The sequence below is a fragment of the Pseudomonas sp. SWRI154 genome (genome assembly GCF_014268645.1).
Lineage (GTDB): Bacteria > Pseudomonadota > Gammaproteobacteria > Pseudomonadales > Pseudomonadaceae > Aquipseudomonas > Aquipseudomonas marvdashtae.
The window spans coordinates 65,459-90,245 of record NZ_JABWQW010000004.1 but is presented as its reverse complement, the minus strand read 5'-3'; the positions used below and the strand labels follow the sequence as shown (position 1 = coordinate 90,245).

The following is a 24,787-nucleotide window of genomic DNA, read 5'->3' as shown; positions in this document are numbered from 1 at the left end:
ATCGAGGGGCGCCGACAAACGGGAAGCGTAAAGGGCTATCACTGGTCCTGATAAGGGCCAGGCGCCATCTTCCCGGTCAATACAATACAGTGAAGATGCGCGTTATGACTCGCAGGTCACGCTAAATTGCCAATAAGCCCTTTTTTTGGAAAGGGCTTATTGGGCGGTTACAGGTAATTGAGCCTATGCGAGCAACCGCGCCCAATCCACCGCCTTGGCGGCACCCAGCGCGAAGCCGTTGCCCGTCAAGGCAAGGTTGGGATTGCGGGCCACGTCATGTTCGAAGCGCGCCAGCCACTTGTCGCGCAAGGCATCGGCCGCCTCCGGCGCATCGGGGGAGCTGCCGGTGTGCAGCATCTGGGCCTGAGGCGTCCAGACCGTGAGGTAGCCCGCGTCGGCGGCTTTCAAGCAAAGATCGACGTCGGCAAAGGCTTCGGCGAAATGCTCCTCATCCATGCCGCCCACAGCGTCGAACAGGTCCTTGCGAATCATCAGGCAGACGCCGGAGACCGCTGAGTAATTCTGTTCAACCTGATGGCCGTTGAGATAACCCTTGGCGTCCTTGCGCTCGCCAACAAACACCGAGGCCACTTGTCCGTCGGGCTTGAGCACCAGGCCAGCCTCGGTAGTGATACCGCGAATGTCCATCTGCTTGCTGCCAACGATCCCCACTTCAGGCCGTTGGGCTTGATTGAGCAGGCTGTCGAGCCAGTTGGCATTGATCACTTGTGCCTCGGCCGACAGCACCACCAGGTATTCGCCCTTGGCCTGGCCACTGGCCCAGTTATACAGCGCCGATGTGCTCAAGCGTTGGTCGCTGCGCAGGATGCGAATCCGGTCGCCCTTGCCTTCCAGGCTGTCGAGCCATTGGGCCAGCTCCTCGGATTGACTGTGGTTATCTGCAATCAATATCTCATGACGATGGTAGCGGGTGCGTTGCAGCACGCTGACCAGCGCCTGTTGTACCTGTTCGAAATTGTCCCGGCTTTGGAGAATGATCGACACCAATGGTCGCTCCGCATGCTGGTAGTCGACTTGGTAGGTCAACGGCTGCGCCGAAGTGACCTGGGCACGATAGCCTCGGGCAGCCAGGTGACGCGTCAGGACTTGACGCTCCTGGGGGTTGTCCTCCCGCGCCGCAGCGTTACAGATCAGCAACGGTTCGGCCAGGTGCGCCAAACCCGCAAGCCCTTCGTCTTCGATCAGGCGCAACAGCACGTCGAGTTCAAGGGCCTGGGTGTATTCAGGCGTGAATCCCCGAGCCTGGGCCAACACGTCACGACGAATCAGCCAATGCCGCGCCATCAGCGAAGGCACCGATTGCAGGAAATCGAGGCTCACGCCCGGGCGGAACACCTCAGTCAGGCTGCCATCAGCCTTGCGCTGGATTTCATCCATGGCCACGGCACGCACGTTGTCGGCACCGACCAACTCGAGGCTCGCGCGCAGCAGGCCGCTCTGGGTGAACCGGTCGCCCGCCTCGGCCAGCACCATCCAGTCAGCGCTAGACTGCCCGATGATCTGGTTAATGCGCTCTACATAGTTGGTCGCGCTGACTTTGACGAAATGCACGGTGTCGCGCACGGTAGTGGTCGCCGGCAAGTCGCCGGTGGTGAAGACTACGACGTTGAAGGTCCTGCAGTGGCCATTGACCAGGCTGTCGAAGGTCGCTTGCAGCTTGGCCATGTCGGCGTCCAGGTCCAGCAGCAGGATGCCGAACCGCGGGCCGCCTTGATGCTTGGCCAGATGGGCCGCAATCGACTGGAGCTGTTTTTCGTCCGGGTTGCGCGCTTCGAGCCAGCTCAACAGGCGACCGGAAGGCATGTTCTCCAGCAACTGGCGATCCTGCTGCCCAGGCACTGAATCCAGGCGCTCGGCCCAGGCTTGCAATTTCAAGGCTTCCTCGGGCTCGTCGCTGGTTTTCAAGGATGCTGCGAGGCGCTTGACCACGGTACGGTTGAACGCATAAAGGCCTTGGGCTTCCCACAAGCGGCTGCGTATCGTGCGTTCGTTGTCGTTGGGTTGCACCTGCATCAGTTCGTGTTGGCGCAGCAGGATGCCTTCCAACTGCTGCAGCTGAAGGCGACCGGCCGGCATTGCATGCAGCAGGAATTCAAAGTGGGTCAGCAGATCGAAGACCGGTTGGTTGTAGAAAGGCATTTCGACAAATTGCTGCGGGCCAAACGAACGAATCGGCTCGCCCCCCGCCTCCAGCCAGGTCGAACGGATGATCTGCGTCCCCTTGAGCGAGCGCCCCTGCTGCAGACAGTCAGCCATGGCCGCAAAACTGTCCAAAGCAATTTGTTTGATGCGCCCCGGTGCCTGCTCGCTGAGCTGGGTTGGGACTGATGCCAGGAACTCGGCGAACTGCTCTCGTTCGGCAACGCTTTTGGCGTCCTTGTAACTCAGCACCGTCAGCACGTTGGTGTTGTGTTCGGAACCGCCATAGTTGAGTTCGCGCACAGCGAACGGAATCGGCAGGATCCGCGCCTTGGCACACGCCAGCAGGTAAAACGTATGGCCGATTTCCTGCCATTCGAAACTGGTGGCTGGCGGCAGCATGCCGTACCACTGCTGCAGCAGGTCGGTTCGGGTCACGGCGTAGAACGGCGGCAGGAACTGATCCATGAAGCGGATCACCCGGTCCTCGGCCAACTCGCTGTTGTAGTCTTCGTGCACCTTGCGGTCGCGACGGAAATAACAGACTTCTGTCGCGCAAGACAGATACATGATGCCGTAGCCGTGACAAAGGCCATAGTCAGGATTGGCTTCGAGAAACCCCACCGACTCGGTCAAGGCATCGTGCAACAGGAAATCATCGTCGGCAGCGAACACCATGTAAGGCGTCTTGACCTGGCCGACGCCATAGGTGAGTTTTTCCTGGAGCCCCTTGTAGGTGAACTGAGGCAAATGGCGGTAATCGACCGATGGGAAATCCCGGACAATCTGTTCGTCCTTTTCCACCGACGAATCAAGCACCAGCACTGAACAAGGGTAGCTGTTGTAGTAGTGCAGCGTGCGGCGCAGGAAGGCGCTGCGGTTGTGGGAGATGACCACCACGGTGAACCGCTCGCTCAGCGGTGCCACGTTGTCTTGAAGCCTATTTCGAACCTGCATATTTCCTGATCCCCACAACCTGCCAGACACCAATGACTTGAAACGAATGAATTAACGAACCCGGCGCAGATAGCCATCCGGTGCAACGGTGATCAGCAGCTTGTTCTGCAGTTGCTGGTCGATTTCGAAGCTGTCGTTTTCCTCGAGGTATTTCCACACGGCGGTTTTCGGATTGTCGCCCGGGCCCCAGGGGCGATCTGGGAAGAAGTCCGCCGGCATGTCTTCCACCACCGTGTCCATCACCACGCAATAGCTGCCCACCGAAACCAACGGTGCGTACAGACGCAGCTCTTCGAGTACATGGTCATGGGTGTGATTGGAATCGAGAACCAGAATGACTTTTTTGCCTTCGGCCGCCGCATGCACCTGCTGGGCGATGGCCGGATCGATGCTCGAACCTTCAATCATCGAGATGCGCTTGCTCATCGGATGGCTCTCGATGGCTTCACGATTGTGCGGGCGAATATCCAGGTCGATACCCAGTACTTCGCCATGGCCTTGCAACTCCAGCAACGAAGCGTAATAAATGATCGAACCGCCGTGGGCAATACCGCATTCGATGATCAGGTCAGGCTTGATCTGCCAGATCAGCTCCTGCATTGCCATCATGTCCTGCGGCAACTGAATGATGGGGCGGCCCATCCATGAAAAATGGTAGCTGTACTTGTGCTTGGCCGATTCGTTGAAAAAATCCTTGGCCAGGCCAACCAGTTTTTGATCTTGGCCTTGACCGGCGATTTCGGTCTGGCATTGGGCTTCGAAAGCTTGATGAATAGTATTGTCGGTCATGTTCGAATCTCGCGGTTATTGGAACGAAGCGCTGTCAACGGCGTGGTAGACGTAGCGCCCACCGGTCATCCGCTTGATTTCTTCGAGGTAATTGGAATTCATCACAAACAGGTTGGCGCCTTCGGGCAGCGCATTCATGGCTTCTTGCGGCGAAGACACCCGGGCGCCCGACAACGGCAGATATCGCCCCTGCTTGGCCGGGTTGATATCCACAACACAATCCACCGTCACGCCGGCCCGTTGCAGGAACAGCGAATAAATTACCCCTTTCGAAGAGGCGCCCCAGATCGCCGAGCCTTGTTGCGGCGCGGCCTGAATGATCTGCACGGCGCGACCGAGGCTTGCGGTGAATCCGTTGGGCAGCGCCAGCTTTGGCACCGGTTGCCCAGGTGTCATGCGCAGGGTGGCCAGGTCGGCGACGACGTACAAATATTGGCCACCGAACAAATGCCCCGCTTCGTGCACCGTGCCGAACATTCGTCGCAGGTCGTCGAGGCGGAAATAATTGACGTGTTCGTAGAACAGATCGAACCATGCACGATGCTCCAGAATCCAGTCCAGGCACGGTACTTCGATATAGATCTGCCCACCTTGGTTTGCGGCTGCGATTTGAGCCAGGAAGCCCACCGGATCCTGGATATGCTCCAGCACGTGACGCAGCACGACTGCATCGGCTGACAGCCCCAGGTCACGGGTAAACGGGGCCTTGATGACATCGACGCTGTCGCCCTCATAGGCCGGATCGATGCCGGTGATCGCGTAACCGCGCTCCTTGAGCAGTTCCAGGAAATAGCCTTTGCCGCAACCGACCTCAATCAGTTCCTGGCCGTTGAAATGTCGGGCAATGATGCTTTCCACGTCAGCAAGATGCTTCTGGAACTGGCCAGAGTGGGCCTGTTCGTTCTGGTAGTCACTGTCATAGCTGAGCTTGTCGGCATCGAACGCCTGATTGAAGATCAACCCGCTCACTTCGTCCTGGACCAACACCATGTCGGCACTCGCCGAGGCTTTAGCCGACTGTTCATCGACGAAGGTACGGTTTTGCAAAACCGGAAGGCCAGTGGCCCGATACAGCTCACGCGTCATGTGCGGCTCCCAGCAAGGTGTGCAAACGGTCAGCCACGCCCCAGAACGCCATCGGTTCGTGGGTCGGGTAAGGGTAATGGCCCAGGTTCAAGCGAATGTCGGCTCCTCGCTCGCGCAGGCGTGCTTCAACCAGCGCCCGCACCGACACCGGTTGACCGCTGGAACAGTTGACGACGCCATTGAATTCGCGCCGCTGCAGCAGGCCCGCCAGATATGCAGCGGCCCTTTCAACGGGCAGGTAATCGCGCAACTGCTCGCCGCTGGACATATTGAAATCGGTCTCCCTCGCATCAATCGTCCGATCCAGCGCCGCCAACAGGCTGCTGGGGCTCTGGCCGGCGCCGTACAGGTAGAACAAGCGCGCCCACTGCAAGGTGAACGGATGCTCGCGTTGCAACTGCTCGAGGAACAGCCGCAAGGTGTTTTTCGCCAAGCCATAAGGATTGGCCGGTTGCGGCGTCGTCAGCTCGTCGAGCGGTCCGCTTTGCAACCCATATTCAAAACAAGTGCCGGTGACCAGGACCTGAGGAACCCCAGCAGCGACAGCCAATTTGATAAAACGATAGTCAGCCATCAGGTTGTTTTCATAATGAAACAACGCCTGATAATTCGGCAGGCCGGGCCATGCCAGGTGCGCCAGCGCATCGACTCCCTCGACCACTGCAGCGACATCGAGCCCTTCGCCATGAATATCGGCGGCTACAAATTCAACCCGGTCGAACCAGGGCAGCTCCCTTGCCGGCGCGGCCCGACGGGCAACAGCGCGGACTTGACAGCCACGGGCCAGCAAGGCTTCAACCAAATGACGCCCCACAAACCCGGTGGCACCCGTCACCAGAACCTTCATAAGACCGTCAACTCAGGTACAGCGATGACAAACCGGCCGTCCCACTGACGGACCTCGTCCAATTGCTGGCTGACTTCGCTCAGCAGGTTCCAGGGCAGGACGAGGATGTAATCGGGCTTCTCGACCGCGATGCGCTCAGGCGACACGATGGGAATTCGGCTACCGGGCAAGTACTTGCCCTGCTTGTGCGGGTTGGCATCGGCCACCCACGCCAACAGGTCAGGCTTGACCCCGGCGTAGTTGAGCAACGTATTGCCCTTGGCGGCTGCACCATAGCCGACTACCCGCTTGCCATCGGTCTTGGCCTGCAGCAAGAAGCGCAACAGGCCATGCTTGATCGCTTCGGCCGCCGGTGCCAGGGTGCTGTAATAAGCGGCGGTTTTAATGCCAGCATCCAGTTCGGCCTGTAATTGTCGTTGCACCGAGGGCTCGATCGGCCGCCGAATGCCGTCCGCACGCTGGACGAAGACTCGCAACGAACCGCCGTGGGTCGACAGTGGGCTGACATCAAATACTTCCAGTCCATTGCGCTCGCACAGGGTCAGCACGGACGTCAGCGACAAATAGGAAAAATGTTCGTGGTACAGCGTGTCGAACTGCTGCCCGGCCATCAACGTGAGCAGTTGTGGAAATTCAAACGTTGCAACGCCAGTCGGCTTGAGCAGCGTGGCAAAACCCACCAGGAAATCATTGATGTCCGGCACGTGGGCCAGCACGTTGTTGGCTGCCATCAAATCCGCCGCCCAGCCCTCGCCTTTGAGCTGCATGGCTGCTTCGCGACCGAAGAACAACTCGCGAATCTCCAGGCCCTTGGCGCGGGCCGCCTCGGCGGTGCTGCGCGTCGGCTCAACGCCCAGGCACGGGATACCGCGCCTGGCCACGTACTGCAACAGATAGCCATCGTTGGCGGCAATCTCCACCACGCGACTGTCATCGCTCAAATCGAAGCGCTCGGCCATTTCGGCCACATAACGCTCGGCGTGGGCCAACCAGGTGCTGGAGAAAGAACTGAAGTAGGCGTACTCGGCGTCGAACAACGTGTCTGCGCGAGTGTAATCTTCGGTCTGAACCAGCCAGCATTGCTGGCACACCGCGACCTTGAGCGGAACCCACTGTTCAGCTTGACCCAACTGGTCGGCTCGCACATAGGCATTGGACGGCGGCGACGTGCCGAGGTCAATCAATGGCAAGGCCAGGGCAGTCCCGCAACCTCGGCAATTCATAGACGCACTCCAGCGAAACGCTCGTCGAGCAAGGGATGGTTGCTGTCCCGGCTCGACAGGTTATTGACAGGCAACGGCCAGGCAATCGCCAGCCGCGGATCATTCACCGACAAACCGCCCTCATGCTCCGGGGCATAGTCGGCGCTGTGCAAGTAAAGCAGTTCGGCATCGTCGGTCAGGGTTTGGAAGCCGTGGGCGAACCCGGCCGGGATCAATAGGCTGCGACCATCGCCTGCCACCAGATGCTCGGCATGCCAATGCAGGAAAGTCTCGGACTCGGGGCGCAGATCCACGGCCACGTCCCAAACTTCGCCACGCAGGCAAGTAATCAGCTTGGCTTCCGGCTGCGCCGCGTTCTGATAATGCAAACCGCGCGCACTACCGCGTTCATGGGTACAGGAATGATTGATCTGGCGGATATGGAACGGCTGGCCGAATGCGCTCAGGCTGCCTTCGCAGAACAGCCGGGCGAAATGCCCGCGCTGGTCTGCGAAGCGTTTGTGCTGGACGCTGAACAGGCCGTCCAGCGGCAATGCCTTCAAGGAGAACTCGTTCACAACGCGCCTCGGTACAGGTTCAATTGGCCGAGGGTGACCTGACGCATGTCGTCACCGTTCTGCCATGCCAAATGCCAATCCAGGGTCTGGGCCAGGCACTGTTGCAACGACCAACGCGGCTGCCAGCCCAGCAGTTGCCGGGCGCGGCTGCTGTCCAGGCGCAACAGGCCGGCTTCATGCAAATCGCTCGGCTCGATGCGCAGGCCCGGCGCTTGCGGCCAGCGCTCGGCCAGCAACTGGACGACTTCGCCAACGCTGCACATGTCAGTTTCACCTGGACCGAAATTCCAGGCCCCGGCGAACTCTGGTCCCCGCTGATACAAGCACTCAGCCAATTGAAGGTAGCCGGCCAACGGTTCGAGGGCGTGCTGCCATGGGCGCACGGCCTGGGGATAACGCAACGTCACTGGCTCATCGGCCGACCAGGCTTTAAGCACGTCGGGAATCAGGCGCTCGGGAGCGAAATCACCGCCGCCCAGCACGTTGCCGGCCCGCGCCGTGGCCAGGGCCAGGCCGTGCTCGGCATAGCGCTCAGCCGAAAAGAACGAGGCAGCGTAAGATTGCGCCAGCAACTCACAGCAGGCCTTGCTGCTGCTATAGGGATCGTGACCGCCCAGAGCCTCGTTTTCTCGGTAGGGCCATAGCCACTCCTGGTTCGCGTAGACCTTATCGGTGGTAACCAGTACACACGCCTTGACGCCGCCCACCTGGCGAACCGCTTCCAGCAGGTTGAGAGTTCCCATGACGTTACTGGAATAAGTGCCCAACGGGTCACGATAGCCCTCGCGCACCAACGGCTGGGCCGCAAGGTGCAGAACGATCTCCGGCTGCGCGTCGGCCAGCAACTCCAACAAGGCGCCGAGGTCGCGCAAGTCACCGCGCCGGTCATCGATGCCTTCGCCCACGCGGGCCAGCTCGAACAGGTTTGGCTGGGTGACCGGGTCGAGGGAAAAACCGCTGACCTTGGCCCCCAGGCTCTGCAACCACAGTGTCAGCCAACTGCCCTTGAAGCCGGTATGGCCGGTGACCAGTACGCGCTTGCCACGCCAGAATTCCGGGCTCATCCCCATTGCTTCCATGGAGCCTCCCCGCTTAGCCACAGGGCCTCGAGGTGGTTCTTATCCCGTAACGTGTCCATCGGATGCCAGAAGCCGTCGTGCTGGAAGGCATTGAGTTGTTCCTCGGCCGCAAGCGTCGCCAGAGGCTCGGCTTCCCAGGAGGTTTGGTCATCTGCGATATAAGGCAAGACCTTCGGCGAAAGCACAAAGAACCCGCCATTGATCCAACCACCATCGCCACGAGGTTTTTCGGTAAACCCCAGGACCGAATCACCGTCGCGCTCCAACGCACCGTAACGTCCCGGCGGTTGTACCGCCGTCACGGTGGCGAGCTTGCCGTGGGACAGATGAAAGTCCACCAACGCGCCAATGTTGAGGTCAGACACGCCATCGCCATAGGTGAAGCAGAACGCGTCTTCGTTTTCCAGGTAACGCGCCGCCCGACGCAGGCGCCCGCCGGTCATGGTGTCCTCGCCGGTATCGATCAAGGTCACGCGCCACGGTTCGCTGTAGTTCTGGTGAACGTCCATGCGGTTGTTGCACATGTCGAACGTGACGTCGGAGGTATGCAGGAAATAGTTGGCGAAGAAATCCTTGATGGCGTAGCCCTTGTAGCCCAGGCAGATCACGAAGTCATGAATTCCATGGGCGGAATACTGCTTCATGATGTGCCAAAGAATTGGCTTGCCGCCGATCTCGATCATCGGCTTGGGCTTGAGGTGCGACTCTTCGCTGATTCGCGTACCGAGACCACCTGCCAAGATAACTGCCTTCATCGTCTCCCCTCTTGTTCATCACCGGGCTCGGCAAGCGTTGTTTCGCTTTGCGGGCGCGGGAATTACACCTTCGATGCCGATCCGAGCGCTGCGATGAGCCGCGAGCGCTCGTTTTATGGCGATATGAGGGGGGCTTGCAGGAAACGCGCCAGCTGTGGTGGAGGATTATTCGAAGAGAAAAACATCAGGTAGATGGCCAGGCGCCGTGATTTTGGCGAGGAAGTTGCCCCATCGCCACGGAACAGCGCAGCACCAGGCAACAATCAGTCGGGTAACCACCCCCACAACCAATGCTGCAGGTTTTTGCCATTGAGCATGTAGTCGCGCAGCACCGCTTCACGCAGCTCGTCACCCATTCGGTAGCTGGCATCCGGGTCGGCCAGGTGCATGCGGATGGCGGAGATCCACTCCTCGGTGCTGTTGCTGCGCACTTTGGTACAGGGCAGGAAACCATCGTAGGCCTTGGTGTCGGTGCAGATTACCGGGTAGCCGCAGGCGCCGTATTCCAGTAAGCGCAGGTTGCTCTTGCAGTCGTTGAAGATGTGGAATTCCAGCGGTGCCAGGGCCAGGTCAAGGTTCAGGCTGGCGAGCTTGAACGGATAGGTGCTGAGGGCGACCGAGCTGTGGAATTCGTGGATGTATGGACGCAGTGCATCTGGGCACATGCCGAAGAACACCCACTCCACCTCATTGGCGAGCTGTTTGACCACGTCGGCGATGATCTCCAGGTCACCGCTGTGGCTGGTCCCGCCTCCCCAACCCACCCGGGGTTTGGAGGAGGTGCCGCGTCGACTGGTCAATCGACTCCAAGGCTCTGGCGGCAGCATGTTAGGTACGATACGGATTTCATTGTGCATGCTGGACAACGCATCAGCGAGCGACGGCGTCGTTACCACGACGCGATCACACAGTCCGATCCCTTCGCGCAGCATTTGCTCGATATTGGCAGGCTTGTTGCGGGCATGGGTGTTCTTCTTGGGGGCACTGACGACGTAATCGTCAAGCTCGAAGATCCGCAGGGCATTGGAGTACTTCTTCATTCTCAGGATATCGCCGGCGGCACCTTCGCTGTAGCGCCCTTGCAGGACGATCGTGTCCGGCGACAAGCGCTCGATCTCTACAGTCGAAGGCGATTCGTAGGCGACCCGGGCAATCACCCGTCCGGCAGCCTCCAATTCGGCTAACGGGGCCGTGACACGATAATGGCCGACCGCAGTGGCATTGACCGGCAAGCCAAGCACCAATGGCAGCGCGCGGGTGCAGAACGGATTCCAGTTGTTGCGCAGCGACGGCTCAAGACTGAAGCTGGACGCTCCCAGGCTCAGCGACGGGCTGTACGCCGGATCCCGGGCAATCTGTGGCAGCCATGTGCGAGAAAAGACTTCGCGCTCGCGCTCCAGCAACATCGTCTCTTCAGTCTCGGCGGCGGTCGACTGCGGGCTGGCCTGCATGACAGTCGCATAAGGCGTCCAGACCACCAGGTAACCATTTTTCCCAGCGCGCAAGCACAGGTCGACGTCACTGAGACCAAGGGTGAAAGAAGCGTCATCCAGGCCACCGAGTTCGTCGAAAACCTGCTTGCGGATCATCAGGCAATCGCTGCTGACCGAACTCCAGTTCTGGGTCGTATGCAAACGTTGCATGTAGCCCCGGGAAGCCGCTGACTCACCGTAGAACGGCGTGCCCACCGGTCCGGCCAAACCGAGGACCTGTCCGCCACCAACAATCGCGCCCTGGGGGCTGAGTATCCTGGCCCCCACCACCGCGACCTCAGGGCGCTGGGCGTGATTGATCATCTCGTCCAGCCAGTCGTTTTCGCAAATAACCATGTGTGGACTGAGCAGCAGCAGGTATTGGCCCCGAGCCTGGCCAGCAGCGAAGTTACGCACCGAAGCGTCATTGTCCTCACCGCCATGACGCAGCACCCGCAACATGCTGGCGCCCAGCTGCGACATGTTTTCCAACCAGCCGAGCATGGCCGGGTCCCGGACGCCGCTGTCGACGATCAGAATTTCGTATTGGGTGTAAGCGGTGCGTTCGATCAAGCTTTCGGCGCAACGTTGCAAGGCTGCAAGCGAGTCACCGGTACGCACGATAATCGACACCAGCGGGTGTCCACCGTGTCGATAGTTGATGCGATTGATCAACGGCAACGTATCCGGCGAGACCTCGTGTGCGATGCCGATACGATCCAGGTGTGCGTCAACCAACCGGGCATTACCTTCGATGATCTCGGGCAGCGACAACCATTGGGCGAAGCTCTGGGCCGACTCTACCTGGATTTCCGCGATGTGTTCGATGGTCTGCGGGCCCGCCTCCTCCACCAGCCGCCAGAGCATGTCATGGGGCGCCAGTTCACCCTGGGCAGGCTCAAAACCGCCCACGGCCATGAATCGCTCACGTTCGAAAGCCAGGGTCCGACCGACATAGGGATAGGCGCGCATCAGGTCCAGGTTGAAGTCCGGTTTGAATACCGGCTCGAACGACTCTCCGCCCACCAGCGCGCCTTCGTCACTATAGATACAGAGAACACCATGCTTTCCGGCAATGCGCTCGGCCAGGATCAACAACGCCGAATCGCGCAAGGCGTCGCCCGCTTGCAGCAGGTAGAACCAATGCGCGCCTTCGAGCTGTGGGACGATGACATTGAGTTGACGCGGCCAGTCAGCTTGATAAGGCAACTGAAGCACTCGTTGGTCGGCCTCGCAACGCGCATCGGAAAGCACCACCACGGCCTGGGCTGGATACAACTGACCCTTGATGCTATGCAAGGTCGTCGCGAGCGATGCCGCATCGCCGAGGCTGTCGATGATCACGGGCACGATGTTCGGCCGAAACGGCCAGCTATCAATGCGCGCCGGCATCACACGCCGCTCCACCTCGCTGAACTGGCGGACGGCCAGCCACTCGCGATAGAAGTCGGCGTAGCTCTCACTTTGCGCCCCCACCCGACCATTGACGACAGTATTGCGGTTGCCCAGCACGCGGGTTACGCAGAGCTCCTGCCACGCATGGGGCTGATCGGTGATCTTGTCCAGATCAATGCAGCGCACCCACCCCGAGGCCGGGGCCGCTTCGCCGCTGCGCGCCACAAGCATCTGCGAAAGCCACCCCCACTCCGCCTTGGCGGCCTTCAGCATCTCCGGGGTCTTGCTCAAACGCTCCGGGTAGAGTCGCTCAATACTCAACACGGTGTTCAAGGCAATCATGTTGCCGCGTCGCATCAGGCACACGAATAAAGCAAAGTCGAGCAAAGCGAGAAAACCGCCACCGTCCTGAATCAGCGCAGGCAACAACTCCAGCACATCGGCCGTACGCATTAGGGTCGAGCTGAAATTGCCAATGAAGTTGGTCGGCGTACCCTCGAAAATCGCCAGCATGTCGTCGCCCTTGAGCAAGGCGTCATTTGGCGAGAAGCGGCAATTGTCAACGCGCGGCGGCAAGATGAAGTTACCTGCGTCACACAATAGCCGTAGTGCAAACACCACGCTGACGTCAGCATGATTCATCAGCGCCTGGGCCTGAATTGCAATGCTCGGCGCAAACAGCCGATCGTCATCGCACAACACCTTGATGAATTCGCCACGCGCCTCTTCGACACAACGCAACAGGTTGCCCTGGAGCCCGAGTCGTTGCGGATTTTTCAGGTAGTGGACCGGATGGGCCGGCTGTGTAAAAGACTCGACGATGTGGCGGATTTCATCGTCAGGCGAATCGTCGCAAACAATGATTTCAATATTTTCGTAAGTCTGGGCCAGCGCACTGAGCAGTGCCTGGTCAAAAAACCTGGGGTTGTACGCGGGAATGACGATGCTGACGAGGGGAAGTGGCTTCACGGTTAAAACTCTCGAGCGGCGGGCCCCGATCTTTTCAGGTCGGGGCCCCGGAACCGCTTAAAAAAAGACGGTTGGCGGCTCGGTCGATACCGGCTCAGATCTTATTGAACAGGCCCAACTGGGCGATTTTGCTGAACGCCAGTTGCGAGGCTTGCAGCATGGTCTGTTGCAACGTCAGGCGGGTCATTACTTCGGCCGCATCGGAATCGCGGATCGACGACTGGGTCTGGCTGTTGGCCAGGATCAGGCTCTGATTGGTGTCACTTTGGGTATCGAGGGCCTGTCCGCGCCCACCCACCGAACTCAAGGCACTGGACAATTGATCGGTGCCGCTGGCCAGGTTGCCGATACCGGAAGCCAGCGAAGCCTGCAGTTTCTGCAACGCGATCGGATCGTTGTTGGTAGGCGTGCTCAACGCCGCCTTCAGTTGGCTCACGGTGTCCAGGACGTTCTGGGTTTCGTGGGTGTTGACCGCGATACTGAATTGATCGTCTGCGCCAGGCGTACCGTTCAGGGTAAAGCTCACGCCCGATGCTGTGGCTACGTTGCCAGCCAAGGTACCGCTGGAAACAGGCTGGCTGTCAGCCGTCAACGGTGCAGCGTAAAGGTCGAAATCGGTGGCGCTGGTAAACTTCAACACGGCCGAGCCCGTAGGGAAACTGGCGTGATAAGCCACCGGGTCGGTGATTTCGCTGCCAGTGATCTGCACTGCGGTCGGGTTACCGGGGCTACGTGTCGGAACAAAGCTGTCCGGCTTGGCGGCCAGGGTGAAGGTATGGCCTGGCAATACAGCACCGGGAGCATCACCCGTTTGCAGATTGATGTTCAGGGTCAGTTCCACGCCTCGGAACTGCACGGCCTGCCCGCTCTTGCCGTTAGGGTCGAACGCACCGCCCCGGCTGGCTTCGGCGGTCACGTCGTTGCCGAGCGAGTCGGTGATCCTCAGTTGCGTGCCACTGGTGAAATCCACGGTGTACGGCTCGCCACCACGAAACTTGCTGTTGTAGCTGACACTGGACGACACCTGGCCGTTGGACAACACCACGCGCCCATCGTCGACCGCAGGAGCGGTCCGGGTGACCTGGCTGCGGCTGGTGTTGACGGCTTGCTGGAACACTTCCCAGCCGGTGCTGTTGGTGGCCATCGACATGGTGTCGCCAACCGGCAGGTCGAGGGTCACCTGGTCGCCGTTGTAGCTGTAGGACCCATCGGTATTGCGCGAAAACGGAATGGTGTCGCCTTTGGAACCGGAGAAAATGTACTTGCCATTTTCATCCTTGCTGTTCATCAGGCTCAGCAACTGTTCTTCGATCTGCGCCAACTCAGAGGCGTTGGCCTGGCGGTCGGCATCGGTATAACCGGCGTTGCCGGCACCGACAGCCAATTCCTTGGCGCGCTGCAGCACGTTGCCGATGCTGGTCATCACCGCCTCGGTGGTGCCCAGGGTGGCCTTGATCGTGTTGGCATTGGTTTCGTACTGGGTCAGCATCGAGGCCTGAGTACCCAGTTGCAATAGACGCGAAGCCCCCACCGGATCATCGGCGGCGGTGTTTATACGCACCAGGCTACTGGCTTCTTCGCTGGTCTTGACCACATTGGCGAAGTTCTTCTGGTAGTTCGCAGCCGTGCTTTCGTAAAACTGAGAGGTAGAAATGCGCATGGGCTACGGCTCCTTAAAGACTGTTGATCAACGTGCTGAAAATTTCCTGCGCAGCCTTGATGATCTGCGAAGACGCGGTGTAGTACTGCTGGAACTTGACCAGATTGCCGGTTTCTTCATCCAGGTCCACCCCCGAAAGCGAGTCGCGGGCGTTCTTGGCGTTGTCCAGGATCGCGCCGGTGGCAGCGCTGTCGAGCTTGCCCTGGGCGGCCTTGGCGCCGACGCCTTCCACCAGCTTGCCGTAGGCATCGTTCAGGGAAATACCTTTGCTGGCGGTGTTGGTATCCACGGTCTTGGCGGTCTGCAAGCCGGCCAGGACAGTACCATTACGGTTGTCCAGGCTGCCGGGCTGGCTGAGGCTGATGTCGATGCCGGCACCTTGGGAAGGCGCGCCGGCGATGGACATGTCGAACGTGACGGTGCGCTGCACCGGCGGTACGGACGAATCCATGATCGGGGCACCCGTGGCATCCTTGAGCGGAACACTCAGGCTCAGGGTGTTGCTCTGGCCAGGCTTGATCGTACCGCTGCTGATCGTACCGCCAGTGGCGTCGAGCAGTTGGTAAGCCTGGCTGGTGCCATCGGCCGAGGTCGCGCCGAACACCACTTTGACCGGCATGGAATTCTTGATGCCGTTCTGGATGATGCTGGTGGTCGCTTCGTCGTAGATGTCCAGCTTCGTCGTCATGGTCGGCTGGCCGCTGGCCGGGATGGTCAGCGTACCGCTGCCGCCCGGCGTGATGGCGGCGCCCAGCGGGGCGGCAATCGCCAGCCGCTTGGAATCGGTCATCTCGGTCTTGATGCTGCCCGCCGCGTTGCGGGTCGGGGTGATCCTGAATGAATCACCCGCGGCGGCGGTGCCGTTGGCGAAGGTCAGCGCGAAACCATCGACCACCGGCGGCGGCGTGGTCGTGGTGCTGAACGCGCCCATCGGTGTGTTATCGGGCAAGCGCTGTACGGTGTAGTTGGTGCCGCTGGTGAAGGTGATCTTGTAGTCGTTGGTGGTCAGCTTGCCGGTGTCTTCGATGGACACGTTGAAGTTGCCGGACCCGGCGCTGTTGCCCAGCGAGGCGACACTGCGCTGGCTCATCTGCGCGGCGCTGTTGATGCTGCTGAACAGGTTGGAACCAAACGCACCGTTCTTGTCGATGCCCGAGGCCTGGATGCTGTTCATCTGATCGGCGACAACCAGTGCCACGCGGCCCAGCTCATTCATGGCCGGGTCGAGCACGGTGCTGCGGTAGCGCATCAGGCCACCAATCTCGCCACCGGTCATCACCTGGGTGAGGTCCATGACGCTGGAGCCGCTGTTGAGCTGGATACCCATGCGCCCCGGATCGTTCTTGTCCGGCACCGCTTCCAGTTTATTGGTGATGTTGCCCATCACCAATGGCTGACCGGAACCCAGGTAAATGTCCAGGCTGCTGCCGTTCTCGACGACTTGGGTGCCGGTGAAGGTCGACAGTTGGCGAATGGTCTCGCTGCGGGCATCGAGCAGGTCGTTCGGCGCGCCGCCGGAGTTGGAGACTTCGGCGATTTTCTTGTTCAACTGGGCGACAGTGGTGGCCAGGCTGTTGATCTGGTCGACCATGTTCGACAGGTTGCCGTTGATGTTCTGGCTCTGCTCCGTCAACTGGCTGGCGACCGAATTGAAACGGTTGCTCAGGGCCTGGGCATCGCTGAGCAGCAACTGGCGGGATGCATCGTCACCCGGCTTGGCGTTGACGTTCTGCACCGAGGCGAAAAACTTGGTCAACGCGCCGTTGAGGCCAGTGCCGCTGTCCGACAACAGGGAATCGAGCGGGGTAATCTGCCCTTGGTAAGCCGCCGCGTCGCTGTTGAGCGAGGTGGTGGTCTTCAGTTGTGCTTCAAGGTACGAGTTATACACCCGGCGAACGTCCGCCAAGGTGGTGCCGGAGCCAATGAACACGTTGCCGTACTGGTTCGACGCCTTGGTGGTCTGCACGGTCTGCTGACGCGAATACCCGGCGGTATCGACGTTAGCGATGTTGTTACCCGTGGTCACCAGTGCGGTCTGGCTTGCGGACAGACCCGACATCCCGATATTGAGCAAACTCATGGTTCAGACCTTATAAAGTCGTGGTGGCGCCAGCCGAAGCGTAGTTTTGGTAACTCGTCATCTGCCGGGCTATGTTCGAAATCTTGCTGGCGTAGTTCGGGTCGGTGGCGTAACCGGCCTTCTGCAACTCGCGTACAAACTGTTCCGGGTTATCGGCGGACTTCAGGACATCTTGATAGCGACTGTTGCTTTGCAGCAGGTTGACCAAGTCATGGAAGCTGTCGCGATAAGAGGAGTAGGAACGGAACTCGGCCGTCTCCTTGACCATCTCGCCATTGCGGAATTCGCTGGTGATGGCGCGCGCCGAATCGCCCGTCCAGTTCTTGCTGGCCTTGATGCCGAACAGGTTGTGGCTGCTGCTGCCATCGGGTTGGCGCATGACCGATTTGCCCCAACCGGTTTCCAGGGCAGCCTGGGCCACCAGGTAGCGCGGGTCGACACCGATACGGTCGGCAGCTTCCTTGGCCATCGGCAGCATGGCGTCGACGAATTCATCGGCATCGCGGAAGGCCTTGCGCGCGGGTGCCAGCGGTGGCTGGGCCACGGCGCGACCGTAAACCTGCAGGTCGCCTTTGGGCTCGGCAGCCTTGAGCGCGGCCAGCCAGTCGCCATTGGCCAGTTCACCGGTGGCGGGCTTGACGGCGGTAACGGCGCGATCCGGCAAGACGTTATGGCCGACGGCTTCAGCGTTGACCGCGGCTGGCGGCACCAGGCCGGCGAGCAAGCGATCAGCGAGCTTCGGTGGCAGGGCCAGGCGACGCTGGTTGATCAGCTCCATGTCGTTGCGATGAATGCCCTCGGCCCCTTGCGGCGCGCTCACGGCCCGCGAAGCCCAGAGCGGACGCTGGCCGTTGCTGCGCGACAAAGGTCCATCGGGCAGCGTTCCGGCGGCCACTGGCGTAGGCACCGGTGCCTTGGCGACTTTTTCCAGCGCCTCTTGCTGCTTGGCGGCCGACAACGTGGCCGCCTCGCCGGAGGCCAGCGGCTTGTTCTTGGACATCTGGCGCAGCAGCACATCGGCCAGGCCGATGCCGCCGCCTTCGCGGGACATGGAAACGGCCAACTGCTGGTCGTACATTTCCTGGTACTGCTTGGCTTCCGGCGTGTTCATTGGGTTGTCCTTGCCCAAGGCCTCGGTGGCCGAGCGCATGGACTTGAGCATTTCGCCGAGGAACAGCGACTCGAATTCCTGCGCCACTTTGCGCAGGTTGCCTTCGCTGTTCTTGTCGCCGACCTTGAGCTGGTTAAGACGGTTCAGGTCCGAATAGGAGGCTGAATCCCCGCTGGTCAAGGCGCCTTTGCGCATATCCACCATGGCGCGTTTCCTTAAATCACGATCAGGTCGGCTTGCAACGCGCCGGCCTGCTTCAAGGCTTCGAGAATCGCCATCAGGTCGCCCGGCGCCGCGCCGACCTGGTTCACCGCCCGGACGATTTCATCCAGGGTCGTGCCCGGGCCGAACTTGAACATCGGCTTCATTTCCTGCTCGGCATTGACCCGCGAACGCGGTACCACGGCGGTCTGGCCGTTGGACAACGGGCCTGGCTGGCTGACGATCGGGTCTTCGGTGATCGTTACCGTCAAGCTGCCATGAGTCACGGCGGCCGGCGAAACCTTGACGTTCTGGCCGATCACGATGGTGCCGGTGCGCGAGTTGATGATGACTTTCGCCACCGCCTGGCCCGGATCGACTTCGAGGTTTTCCAGGATCGACAGGTAGTCGACGCGCTGGCTCGGATCCAGTGGCGCGGTGACGCGGATCGAGCCGCCGTCGATGGCCTGGGCCACGCCTGGGCCGAGCATGTCGTTGATCTTGTCGACGATGCGCTTGGCCGTGGTGAAGTCGGAACGGTTGAGGTTCAAGGTCAGGCTGTTGCCCTGGTTGAAACCGCTCGGCACCGCACGTTCCACCGACGCACCACCGGGGATGCGACCGGCCGACGGAACGTTGACAGTGATCTTCGAACCGTCGCGCCCTTCGGCATCGAAACCGCCTACCACCAGGTTGCCCTGGGCGATGGCGTAGACGTTGCCGTCGATACCCTTGAGCGGCGTCAGCAACAAGGTGCCCCCGCGCAGGCTCTTGGAGTTACCGATCGACGCAACGGTGATATCCACCTGCTGGCCGGGCTTGGCGAACGCCGGCAGATCGGCGCTGACCGACACCGCCGCGACGTTTTTCAACTGCACGTTGCCGGAACCGGCCGGCACCTTGATGCCGAACTGCGACAACATGTTGTTGAAGGTCTGCAGGGTAAACGGGGTCTGGGTGGTCTGGTCACCGGTGCCGTTGAGGCCCACGACCAGGCCGTAGCCGATCAACTGGTTCGAACGCACACCGGAAATGCTGGCGATGTCCTTCAGGCGCTCGGCTTGAGCGCTGAAGGCTGCCGTCATTACCAGGGCGCCGATCAACAGCTGCTTGAGGTTCAACCGTTTAAGATTCAACTGGGCCACCTAGAAAGGGAACTTCGGGCTGAGGAAGAAACGGTCGAACCAACCTGGCTGACTCGCATCGGCAAAGGCACCAGTGCCCGAATAGGTGATGCGCGCATCGGCCACGCGAGTGGACGAAACGGTGTTATCGGTGGCGATGTCATCGGCGCGGACCATGCCGGCGATGCGCACCAGTTCATCACCGGTGTTGAGGGTCAGCCATTTCTCGCCCCGTACGACGATGATGCCGTTGGGCAGGACATCGGAAACGGTCACGGTGATCGAGCCGGTCAGGCTGTTGCTCTGGCCCGACTTGCTGTCGCCCTTGGTGGCACGGTCGGCGCCATAACCAGCGCTGAGGCTCAGGTCGTTGCTGCCGATCGGGTTGTTGGTGGTCAGGCTCGAGCCGAACAACGACGTCAAGCCGACGCTGGTCTCGCTGGTCTTGTCGACCTGCGAGTTAGCGTTCTTGCTGGCCTGGGTCCGCTCGTTCAGGGTGATGGTGATAAGGTCACCGACCCGGAAAGCCTTGCGGTCGCTGTACAGGTTCTGCTCGAAACCGGCCTGGTAGATCGAACCGTTATTGGCCGCCGCCGGCAACGGTGTGCGCGGCAACACCGGAGCGTAGTACGGGTCATTGGGCTTTGGCGTTGGCGCGACACAGCCCGCGAGTGCGGTGATCCCACTCAGTGCCAGAACAGATACGAAGCGATTCATGACCCTACCTCTTGGTGTTGCAGGCGGCCTCAGGCCGCCCTGTCTACGGATTTTGCGACGTGATTACAGATTCTGCGTAACGAACGAGAGCATCTGGTCGGCAGTGGAAATCACCTTGGAGTTCATCTCGTAGGCGCGCTGGGTGGTGATCATGTTGACCATCTCCTCAACGGTGCTCACGTTGGAGGTTTCCAGGGTGTTCTGCAGCGTGGTGCCGAAACCGTTCAGGCCCGGGGTGCCGACTTGCGGCGCGCCGCTGGCGGCGGTTTCCATGAACAGGTTGTTACCCACCGCTTGCAGGCCGGCCGGGTTGATGAAGTCAGCGGTCTGCAGGTTGCCGATCACCTGGGAGGCCGGGTTGCCCGCCACGGTGATGGACACGGTGCCGTCGCGGCCCACGGTGAAGGTCTGGGCATCGTTCGGGATGATGATGGCCGGTTCCAGGGCGAAACCGCTGGCGTTGACGATCTGGCCATTGGAATCGAGGTGGAACGTACCGTCACGGGTGTAGGACGTGGTGCCGTCCGGCTGCAGGATCTGGAAGAAACCACGACCGTCGATGGCCATGTCCAGCGGCTGTTCGGTGGTTTGCAGGCTGCCGGCGTTGAAGTTTTTCTGGGTGCCGACGATGCGCACACCAGTACCTACTTGCAGGCCCGACGGCAATTCGCTGTCCTGGGTCGACTGGGCGCCTGGCTGGCGTTTTACCTGGTAGAGCAAGTCCTGGAACTCGGCGCGATCACGTTTGAAACCCGTGGTCGAAACGTTCGCCAGGTTGTTGGATATAGTGGAAAGGTTGGTGTCCTGGGCGGACAGACCTGTTTTGGCAACCCAAAGAGCCGGAAGCATTCGATTCTCCTCGTACGCCTGTTTTTCGGCGCAACGCTGTAATTAATAGTTAGATCTGCAAGACCCGAGCCATGGCTTCATCGCCTTCTTTGGCGGTGGTCATCATCTTGACGTGGAGCTCGAACTGCTTGGCCAGGGCCAGCACCGAAGTCATCTCATCCACGGCGTTGACGTTGCTTGCCTCCTGGAACCCCGACACCAATTGCACGTTGGCGTCGATGGGCGCCGGTTGGCCGTCCTTGGAACGGATCGAACCGTCCAGGCCCTTGGTCATGGTCTTGAGGTCCGGGTTGACCAGCTTGATGCGGTCCACTTCAGCCATCACACGCGGGCCTTCGCCCATGGCGCGGATGCTGATGGTGCCGTCCTGGCCGATCTCGATTTTCTGCTCCGGCGGCACGGCGATCGGACCACCGTTGCCCATCACCGGCATGCCGTTGCCGGCCCGCAAGACACCCAGTGCATCGACATTGAGACTGCCGGTGCGCACGTAGCTTTCGCCACCGTCAGGATTCTGCACCGCCATCCAGCCCGGCCCGCTGACCGCCACGTCGAGGTCGCGACCGGTTTCAATCAGCGCACCCGGGGTGAAGTCGGTGGCGGGACGCTCGGACATCGCAAACGCCCGCGCCGGAAAGCTGTCGCCGAACACCGGCATCGAACGTGCCTGCTCCAGGTCTTTCTGAAAACCGTTGGTGGAGATGTTCGCCAGGTTGTTGGCATGGGCCCGTTGCGCCAGCGCGTTTTGGCTGGCGCCGGTCATTGCCACATAAAGGTACTTGTCCACTGTCGTTCCTCTGCATGCCGGACGTTTGCCGCCCACTGCTGTGTTGCACAGCCTTAAGCAATTTGCAGACCAACTTTTTTCTGGCGCGCAGGGACCCGGTAAACAAAGGGCTTGGGACTTTCGGAAGGAATACTGCGGTGTATCGAAGACGAAAAACCGGCGGTGTCGTGCCGCTGCAAGGCAAAGGTTTACCTATCCGGCAGCGGCACCATATTTCTGTGGTAGCTGGTCTAGTACGCTCCGGGTTCCTTACCGACTTCATACTCACGCAACTTATTAGCAATCGTCGTATGGGAAACCCCCAACCGCTTGCCCAGTTGCCGGCTGCTGGGGTGTTCGGAGTACAGCCGCTCCAGCACGGCTTTCTCGAACCTTCCGACGATATCGTCCAACCCGCCGTCGAGGGAGAAATCGCCAAGGGGCTGACGCACACCGTAGTCCGGCAGGCGGATGTGCTCGGCCTTCACCGTGCCGCCGTCACACAGGGAAACGGCCTGGAACAATACGTTTTCCAACTGCCGGACGTTGCCCGGCCAATGGTAATGACTGAGACGGTCCATTGCCGCTGGGGCCAGCTTGGGCAGCGGACAGCCGATCTGGCGACTGGCCTGGTCGAGAAAATGCTCGACCAGCGGCGCAAGCCCGTCGAGGCATTCGCGCAGCGGTGGAATATGCAGGGAAAGCACGTTCAAGCGATGGTATAGGTCCTGACGAAATTCGCCCCGGGCGCAGAGTTCGGACAAATCGACCTGGGTGGCGCAGATCACCCTGACGTCCAGGTACACCTCTTCATCACTGCCGACACGCCGGAAGCATCCGTCCTGCAAGAAGCGCAGCAGTTTCACTTGCAAGCGCGGGCTCATCTCCCCGACTCCGTCGAGAAACAGCGTTCCCCCGGCGGTCAGTTCCAGCAGGCCGAGCTTGCCTTCGGCCCGGGCGCCTTCGAAGGCTCCGGGGCCGTAGCCGAACAGCTCGGTCTCGGCCATGGACTCCGGTAAACCGGCACAGTTGAGCGCCATCAGCGGCGACTGTCCACGCGGACTGGCCAAGTGGCAGGCGCGGGCCAACAGCTCCTTGCCGGTACCGGTTTCGCCTTCTATCAACAGCGCCGCGTCCAGCGGCGCCATGCGCCGGGCCTCGCGGACCACCGCCGCCATCACTTTCGAACTCTGGAAAATGCTGTCGAAACCGCGCAGTTCCTGCTTGCGCACGTTATAGATACGTTCGCCCACCCGGTCGGCGCGGTGCAGGGTCAGCACCGCGCCGGCCATGGCCTCGCTGTCGTCGTGTTCCGACTGTAGCGGGGCGATATCCGCCAGGAACACGTCGCCCTTGACCTTGACCCGCAAGCCATTGATGCGCGACTGGTTGGCGCGCACCAGCTCCGGCAAGTCAAAGTCCTCGGCATACCGGGACAAGGGAATGCCTGGCACCTCGTCCACTCGCACCCCGAGCAACTGCGCTGCGGCCCGGTTGGCCGCGACGATGGAGCCGCCCATGTCGATGGACAACACCGGAAACTCCAAGGCGCCGAGCAGCGCGTTGAGCTCCATGTGCCGACGCTCGCTGGGCATAAGTCCTACGCGCTTGACGCCGAATACCCCGGCGATGCCTTCGAATTTCGGACCCAACGCTTGGAACTGGATGTTGATAAGGTTCGGGCAGTGCAAATAAATCGCATTGCCATGCTCGCCACCGACCTCGCCACGAGCAACGTTGATGCCGTACTCCACCAGCAGGTTGAGAATGTCCCGCAGGATGCCGATGCGATTCTGACAATGGACTTTGATACGCATGAAAAAGGCCCAGGTGCTTGAGATAAAAAAGAGCTCCCTCGCCACAAAGGTTTTCTGCGAGGCGGCGCAAATAATCGTCAAGATTATGTGACACCTGTAGGACGTTTTACAGCTGAAAATCCCAACAACGCCGTGACACGCCTACATACGTAACGAAAACTTTACATTTTTTGACCAGAAGGATCGAAGAAACCTGAACCAACCTACTGCACCGCATCCTGCTTCGGGTTATCTCTAATGCATCGCTGGACATAAAAATAAACAGCCTTTCTCCCGGCTCGAAACGCCGGAGGAAAAACAGCAGGAGAGCAGCATGAAGCAGACGCAATACGTGGCCCGCGAGCCCGATGCGCAAGGTTTTATCCACTACACCGCTGAAGAGCATGCTGTGTGGAACACGCTGATCACCCGCCAGCTGAAAGTCATCGAAGGCCGTGCGTGCCAGGAATACCTGGACGGCATCGACAAGCTGGGCCTGCCCCACGACCGTATCCCGCAGCTGGACGAAGTCAACAAAGTGCTGGGCGAGACCACGGGCTGGCAAGTCGCCCGGGTGCCGGCGCTGATTCCCTTCCAGACGTTTTTCGAATTGCTCGCCAACAAACAGTTTCCGGTCGCGACGTTTATCCGTACCCGCGAAGAACTGGATTACCTGCAAGAGCCGGACATTTTCCACGAGATCTTTGGCCACTGCCCGTTGCTGACCAACCCCTGGTTCGCGGAATTTACCCACACCTACGGCAAACTCGGCCTACAGGCATCCAAGGAAGAGCGCGTCTACTTGGCGCGCCTGTATTGGATGACCATCGAGTTCGGCCTGGTCCAGACTCCGCAAGGCCGGCGCATCTACGGTGGTGGCATCCTTTCGTCGCCGAAGGAAACCGTGTACTGCCTGTCAGACGAGCCCGAGCATCAAGCCTTCGACCCACTGGAAGCCATGCGCACGCCGTATCGCATCGACATCCTGCAGCCCGTGTATTTCGTCCTGCCCGAGCTCAAGCGCCTGTTCGACCTCGCTCATGAAGACATCATGGGCATGGTCCAGCGCGGTCGGGAACTGGGCCTGCACGCGCCAAAATTTCCACCGAAAGCGGCGTGAACCGCTACTTTTGATTTCAATTGAGTCTGTTGCGCCACATCCCTTTGCTTTAGCGTGGCTGCATCGACGTTTTC

18 protein-coding genes are annotated in these 24,787 nt (G+C 60.3%); 1 reads left to right on the top strand and 17 read right to left on the bottom strand.

Annotated elements, in window-relative coordinates:
* Window positions 1-183: 183 nt before the first annotated feature.
* The 17 genes from HU806_RS05455 to HU806_RS05375 form a co-directional block, all read right to left on the bottom strand.
* Window positions 184-3,117, bottom strand: coding sequence for a TIGR00180 family glycosyltransferase (locus tag HU806_RS05455; protein WP_186610416.1), 2,934 nt, complete (start codon window positions 3,115-3,117; stop codon window positions 184-186).
* Window positions 3,118-3,168: 51 nt separating this feature from the next.
* Complete coding sequence (locus HU806_RS05450) at window positions 3,169-3,906, bottom strand: cephalosporin hydroxylase family protein (RefSeq protein WP_186610415.1); 738 nt, start codon at window positions 3,904-3,906, stop codon at window positions 3,169-3,171.
* Window positions 3,907-3,921: 15 nt separating this feature from the next.
* A complete protein-coding gene (locus tag HU806_RS05445) occupies window positions 3,922-4,992 on the bottom strand; it encodes a class I SAM-dependent methyltransferase (RefSeq protein WP_186610414.1) in 1,071 nt (356 codons plus the stop codon).
* Window positions 4,982-5,839 (bottom strand): NAD-dependent epimerase/dehydratase family protein, encoded by an 858-nt coding sequence (locus tag HU806_RS05440; protein ID WP_186610413.1) that lies wholly within the window; start codon window positions 5,837-5,839, stop codon window positions 4,982-4,984. The genes HU806_RS05445 and HU806_RS05440 overlap by 11 nt, the downstream gene beginning before the upstream one ends.
* Window positions 5,836-7,062, bottom strand: a complete 1,227-nt coding sequence (locus HU806_RS05435) for a class I SAM-dependent methyltransferase (protein ID WP_186610412.1) — start codon at window positions 7,060-7,062, stop codon at window positions 5,836-5,838. Before HU806_RS05435 ends, HU806_RS05440 begins: the two co-directional genes overlap by 4 nt.
* The gene (locus HU806_RS05430; RefSeq protein WP_186610411.1) at window positions 7,059-7,619 is read right to left on the bottom strand and encodes a dTDP-4-dehydrorhamnose 3,5-epimerase family protein; all 561 of its coding nucleotides are present in this window, start codon (window positions 7,617-7,619) and stop codon (window positions 7,059-7,061) included. The genes HU806_RS05435 and HU806_RS05430 overlap by 4 nt, the downstream gene beginning before the upstream one ends.
* Complete coding sequence (gene rfbG / locus HU806_RS05425; protein WP_186610410.1) at window positions 7,616-8,698, bottom strand: CDP-glucose 4,6-dehydratase; 1,083 nt, start codon at window positions 8,696-8,698, stop codon at window positions 7,616-7,618. The genes HU806_RS05430 and rfbG overlap by 4 nt, the downstream gene beginning before the upstream one ends.
* Complete coding sequence (rfbF, locus tag HU806_RS05420) at window positions 8,680-9,453, bottom strand: glucose-1-phosphate cytidylyltransferase (protein ID WP_186610409.1); 774 nt, start codon at window positions 9,451-9,453, stop codon at window positions 8,680-8,682. The genes rfbG and rfbF overlap by 19 nt, the downstream gene beginning before the upstream one ends.
* A gap of 263 nt (window positions 9,454-9,716) precedes the next feature.
* Window positions 9,717-13,289, bottom strand: coding sequence for a glycosyltransferase (locus HU806_RS05415; protein WP_186610408.1), 3,573 nt, complete (start codon window positions 13,287-13,289; stop codon window positions 9,717-9,719).
* A gap of 94 nt (window positions 13,290-13,383) precedes the next feature.
* Complete coding sequence (locus HU806_RS05410) at window positions 13,384-14,949, bottom strand: flagellar hook-associated protein 3 (protein ID WP_186610407.1); 1,566 nt, start codon at window positions 14,947-14,949, stop codon at window positions 13,384-13,386.
* 13 nt (window positions 14,950-14,962) lie between these two features.
* Window positions 14,963-17,029 carry a flagellar hook-associated protein FlgK gene (gene flgK / locus HU806_RS05405; RefSeq protein ID WP_186610406.1) on the bottom strand — a complete coding sequence of 689 codons (2,067 nt, stop codon included), beginning with the start codon at window positions 17,027-17,029 and terminating at the stop codon, window positions 14,963-14,965.
* 10 nt (window positions 17,030-17,039) lie between these two features.
* Complete coding sequence (flgJ, locus tag HU806_RS05400; protein WP_186610552.1) at window positions 17,040-18,341, bottom strand: flagellar assembly peptidoglycan hydrolase FlgJ; 1,302 nt, start codon at window positions 18,339-18,341, stop codon at window positions 17,040-17,042.
* 14 nt (window positions 18,342-18,355) lie between these two features.
* Window positions 18,356-19,426 carry a flagellar basal body P-ring protein FlgI gene (locus HU806_RS05395; protein ID WP_186610551.1) on the bottom strand — a complete coding sequence of 357 codons (1,071 nt, stop codon included), beginning with the start codon at window positions 19,424-19,426 and terminating at the stop codon, window positions 18,356-18,358.
* A 60-nt stretch (window positions 19,427-19,486) separates the two neighbouring features.
* Complete coding sequence (flgH, locus tag HU806_RS05390; protein ID WP_186610405.1) at window positions 19,487-20,182, bottom strand: flagellar basal body L-ring protein FlgH; 696 nt, start codon at window positions 20,180-20,182, stop codon at window positions 19,487-19,489.
* 63 nt (window positions 20,183-20,245) lie between these two features.
* Complete coding sequence (gene flgG / locus HU806_RS05385) at window positions 20,246-21,031, bottom strand: flagellar basal-body rod protein FlgG (protein WP_186610404.1); 786 nt, start codon at window positions 21,029-21,031, stop codon at window positions 20,246-20,248.
* A gap of 49 nt (window positions 21,032-21,080) precedes the next feature.
* The gene (locus tag HU806_RS05380) at window positions 21,081-21,818 is read right to left on the bottom strand and encodes a flagellar basal body rod protein FlgF (RefSeq protein WP_186610403.1); all 738 of its coding nucleotides are present in this window, start codon (window positions 21,816-21,818) and stop codon (window positions 21,081-21,083) included.
* Between the two features lie 230 nt (window positions 21,819-22,048).
* On the bottom strand, window positions 22,049-23,614 hold the full coding sequence (locus HU806_RS05375) for a sigma-54-dependent transcriptional regulator (RefSeq protein ID WP_186610402.1): 1,566 nt from the start codon (window positions 23,612-23,614) through the stop codon (window positions 22,049-22,051).
* Between the two features lie 313 nt (window positions 23,615-23,927).
* On the opposite strand from HU806_RS05375, the gene phhA reads away from it, so the two are divergent.
* On the top strand, window positions 23,928-24,713 hold the full coding sequence (gene phhA, locus HU806_RS05370; RefSeq protein ID WP_186610401.1) for a phenylalanine 4-monooxygenase: 786 nt from the start codon (window positions 23,928-23,930) through the stop codon (window positions 24,711-24,713).
* Window positions 24,714-24,787: the final 74 nt, after the last annotated feature.

Excerpts from the sequence above, each read along its gene's own strand:
- HU806_RS05435 (WP_186610412.1), bottom strand. The coding sequence starts at position 7,062 with ATGAATTGCCGAGGTTGCGGGACTGCCCTGGCCTTGCCATTGATTGAC.
- HU806_RS05375 (WP_186610402.1), bottom strand. The coding sequence starts at position 23,614 with ATGCGTATCAAAGTCCATTGTCAGAATCGCATCGGCATCCTGCGGGAC.
- HU806_RS05440 (WP_186610413.1), bottom strand. The coding sequence starts at position 5,839 with ATGAAGGTTCTGGTGACGGGTGCCACCGGGTTTGTGGGGCGTCATTTG.
- flgH (WP_186610405.1), bottom strand. The coding sequence starts at position 20,182 with ATGAATCGCTTCGTATCTGTTCTGGCACTGAGTGGGATCACCGCACTC.
- flgG (WP_186610404.1), bottom strand. The coding sequence starts at position 21,031 with ATGCTTCCGGCTCTTTGGGTTGCCAAAACAGGTCTGTCCGCCCAGGAC.
- HU806_RS05395 (WP_186610551.1), bottom strand. The coding sequence starts at position 19,426 with ATGACGGCAGCCTTCAGCGCTCAAGCCGAGCGCCTGAAGGACATCGCC.
- phhA (WP_186610401.1), top strand. The coding sequence starts at position 23,928 with ATGAAGCAGACGCAATACGTGGCCCGCGAGCCCGATGCGCAAGGTTTT.
- HU806_RS05445 (WP_186610414.1), bottom strand. The coding sequence starts at position 4,992 with ATGACGCGTGAGCTGTATCGGGCCACTGGCCTTCCGGTTTTGCAAAAC.
- HU806_RS05410 (WP_186610407.1), bottom strand. The coding sequence starts at position 14,949 with ATGCGCATTTCTACCTCTCAGTTTTACGAAAGCACGGCTGCGAACTAC.
- rfbF (WP_186610409.1), bottom strand. The coding sequence starts at position 9,453 with ATGAAGGCAGTTATCTTGGCAGGTGGTCTCGGTACGCGAATCAGCGAA.
- HU806_RS05450 (WP_186610415.1), bottom strand. The coding sequence starts at position 3,906 with ATGACCGACAATACTATTCATCAAGCTTTCGAAGCCCAATGCCAGACC.
- rfbG (WP_186610410.1), bottom strand. The coding sequence starts at position 8,698 with ATGGAAGCAATGGGGATGAGCCCGGAATTCTGGCGTGGCAAGCGCGTA.
- HU806_RS05455 (WP_186610416.1), bottom strand. The coding sequence starts at position 3,117 with ATGCAGGTTCGAAATAGGCTTCAAGACAACGTGGCACCGCTGAGCGAG.
- flgK (WP_186610406.1), bottom strand. The coding sequence starts at position 17,029 with ATGAGTTTGCTCAATATCGGGATGTCGGGTCTGTCCGCAAGCCAGACC.